The following is a 1235-nucleotide window of genomic DNA, read 5'->3' as shown; positions in this document are numbered from 1 at the left end:
TTTTTCACCACTGGTAGTACCTTTTCCTTCACTACCTGCTTCGTTTGTTTGACAGCGGCCTTTACCTGTTGCTTGGCCTTCGACACGGCCACCATTGTTTTTTAATCTGTATTTAGACATTCATAAAAGCACCTGTCGCCTATTATAGACAATCAGGTGCTTTAAGTTTATATTACTTTCTATGGTTAGTTTGTAAAAAAGCCCACAATAATTAAGTATACAAATATTAGCATTATCCCAACCCGAATGAATTCTTTACTTCTTTTAAAAGTTCATTAATTTCTTCTATTTGTTCAGGTTGATTTAATATATAATCTCTGCTTTTAGCAACCAAATAATTATAAAACCTCAGAAAATCTAAATATCCCATAATATCTTCTGCAACGGCTGGGTATTCCATAATTAAGGAAACTTCATTTTCTTTACAACGAAACTCATCCCATTCTTCAAAATCATTATAAAATAATATATGGATATTCTCCATACCAAATCCTGTCCTATTTTTAAATTCATTTAAAACTCTGATATACTTCTCTACACCCATATTCCCAAAAAATGTTTCCATAAACTCTATTATCTCTTCTTTTGAATCCATTTTTAACATTATAACACCACATCCTAAACATTAATTAATCAAAAGACGGAAAGAAATTAGTTATTTTACCATCATCTATAAATCCGGTAAATCTCATCCCATTTGGAGCATACCCTACTACTTGTCTACCCACAATTCTATTTGAATCAATGGCTTCTTGCATTGCTTTTTTACCAAATTGAATTATCTGCTCATCAGAATAAACGCTTGGATCATAGACAGTTTTCGTATCTTTAATGTTCCTAAATTGACCTGAAGGTACTAAATTTCCTTCTGGTCCATATTTCATGGATGGGACTCTGTAATTTATCTCATACAATCCAGGTAATTGTGGATGTTTTAACGGTTCTCCAACAATCAAATCATCAATATTTACACCCGTCTTCTTCAATGTATCATAAAAATGATTTATATTATGAGCACCACTAACTCCGTTCTTTTTAACTCCGTCACCCTTAATGATATGAGATTCACTAAATCTTTCATGAAACTCCACTTTAATAGTTGATACTTTACTACTATTACTACTCGAACTGCTGCTATTAGTCTTACCACTTGTTACTCCATTCGGTTTTGTACTAGACACCCCTTTAACTCCCAACACTGACGTGGCTACGCCAAAACTATCTAACCAATGCTC

2 protein-coding genes are annotated in these 1235 nt (G+C 33.0%); both read right to left on the bottom strand.

What is annotated here, in order from left to right; genetic code table 11:
* Positions 1–232: 232 nt before the first annotated feature.
* Positions 233–604, bottom strand: a complete 372-nt coding sequence (cdiI, locus tag ACP3VS_RS24195) for a ribonuclease toxin immunity protein CdiI (protein WP_426390285.1) — start codon at positions 602–604, stop codon at positions 233–235.
* Positions 605–629: 25 nt separating this feature from the next.
* Positions 630–1235 (bottom strand): CdiA family toxin C-terminal domain-containing protein (locus tag ACP3VS_RS24190; protein ID WP_426390284.1); only part of this gene is annotated, 606 nt, incomplete at its 5' end.

The sequence above is a fragment of the Lysinibacillus sp. VIII_CA genome, assembly GCF_049943995.1.
In the GTDB taxonomy this organism is placed as follows: domain Bacteria; phylum Bacillota; class Bacilli; order Bacillales_A; family Planococcaceae; genus Lysinibacillus; species Lysinibacillus pinottii.
The sequence above is the reverse complement of the archived record's forward strand: the minus strand, read 5'-3'. Positions and strand labels throughout refer to the sequence as shown.

Excerpts from the sequence above, each read along its gene's own strand:
- cdiI (WP_426390285.1), bottom strand. The coding sequence starts at position 604 with ATGTTAAAAATGGATTCAAAAGAAGAGATAATAGAGTTTATGGAAACA.